The sequence below is a fragment of the Streptomyces misionensis genome (genome assembly GCF_007896895.1).
GTDB classification, from domain to species: domain Bacteria; phylum Actinomycetota; class Actinomycetes; order Streptomycetales; family Streptomycetaceae; genus Streptomyces; species Streptomyces misionensis_A.
This window is the reverse complement of the sequence record NZ_VOGW01000025.1, coordinates 7,216-8,444: the sequence shown is the minus strand read 5'-3', so window position 1 is coordinate 8,444 and position 1,229 is coordinate 7,216. Positions and strand designations below refer to the sequence as shown.

The window sequence follows — 1,229 nt, the reverse complement described above, 5'->3', positions numbered from 1 at the left end:
ACCGGAACCGCGACCGAGAAGACCGTCGTCGCCAAAAAAGCCACCGGCGACCTCGACGGCGACGGCCGCCCCGAAACCGTCGCCGCCGTCCACTGCGACTCCGCCATGGGCACCCCACCCGACGGCGTCTACGTCCTCACCCGCGCCGCCGACGGCCACACCCCCCGCATCGTCGCCACCCTCGTCACCCCCAAGGAACGGCTCACCGTCACCGACCTCGCCATCCACGCCGGAACCGTCACCGCCACCCTGCTCGGCTACTCCTCCGACGCCGTGCCGAGCTGCTGCCCCGACGTGAAAACCCCGGCCGCATGGCACTGGAACGGCAAAGCCTTCCTGCGCACCACCCCGGCCGGGGTCCACAGCGTCTGACGACGCCACGTCCGAAAAACGCGGGTCACTCCGCGTCCGGGCCGTACACCTCCACCCTGTCCAAAACCCTGCGCACATGAATGCACTCACCAGGACACTCCCTGGCCGAGTCCACCACATCCGTGAGCAACGGCAGCGGCACCGGCGTCGCCGCCCCCGCCTCCTGGAGCAGCTCGTCGTCCGCGCCCTTCACATAGGCCAGACCGTCGATGTCCAGCTCGAACACCTCCGGGGCGTACTGGGCACAGATCCCGTCGCCGGTACACAGGTCCTGGTCGATCCAGACCTCCAGCGCCTCACCGGCCGGGGCCTCCTGCTGCACGGTCACCTCTCCTGACATCGGTTCGCCGGACACCCCGGCACGGCACCCTGCCCACCGGGACCGCCCGGCGGGCGGTCCCGGTGGGCAGGGTGCCGTGCCGGGGTGTCCGGCGAACCGATGTCAGGAGAGGTGACCGTGCAGCAGGAGGCCCCGGCCGGTGAGGCGCTGGAGGTCTGGATCGACCAGGACCTGTGTACCGGCGACGGGATCTGTGCCCAGTACGCCCCGGAGGTGTTCGAGCTGGACATCGACGGTCTGGCCTATGTGAAGGGCGCGGACGACGAGCTGCTCCAGGAGGCGGGGGCGGCGACGCCGGTGCCGCTGCCGTTGCTCACGGATGTGGTGGACTCGGCCAGGGAGTGTCCTGGTGAGTGCATTCATGTGCGCAGGGTTTTGGACAGGGTGGAGGTGTACGGCCCGGACGCGGAGTGACCCGCGTTTTTCGGACGTGGCGTCGTCAGACGCTGTGGACCCCGGCCGGGGTGGTGCGCAGGAAGGCTTTGCCGTTCCAGTGCCATGCGGCCGGGGTTTTCAC

At 69.8% G+C, this 1,229-nt stretch carries 2 protein-coding genes and 1 pseudogene; 2 read left to right on the top strand and 1 reads right to left on the bottom strand.

All coding sequences use genetic code 11. The features are described 5' to 3' along the window. Positions 1 to 372, top strand: a pseudogene (locus FRZ03_RS04085) (hypothetical protein); the annotation flags it as partial. A gap of 25 nt (positions 373 to 397) precedes the next feature. On the opposite strand, the gene FRZ03_RS04080 reads toward FRZ03_RS04085, so the two are convergent. Next, the gene (locus tag FRZ03_RS04080) at positions 398 to 700 is read right to left on the bottom strand and encodes a ferredoxin (RefSeq protein ID WP_146463755.1); all 303 of its coding nucleotides are present in this window, start codon (positions 698 to 700) and stop codon (positions 398 to 400) included. 123 nt (positions 701 to 823) lie between these two features. Between FRZ03_RS04080 and FRZ03_RS04075 the strand changes: the two genes are divergently transcribed. Continuing rightward, the gene (locus FRZ03_RS04075) at positions 824 to 1,126 is read left to right on the top strand and encodes a ferredoxin (protein ID WP_146463755.1); all 303 of its coding nucleotides are present in this window, start codon (positions 824 to 826) and stop codon (positions 1,124 to 1,126) included. Positions 1,127 to 1,229: the final 103 nt, after the last annotated feature.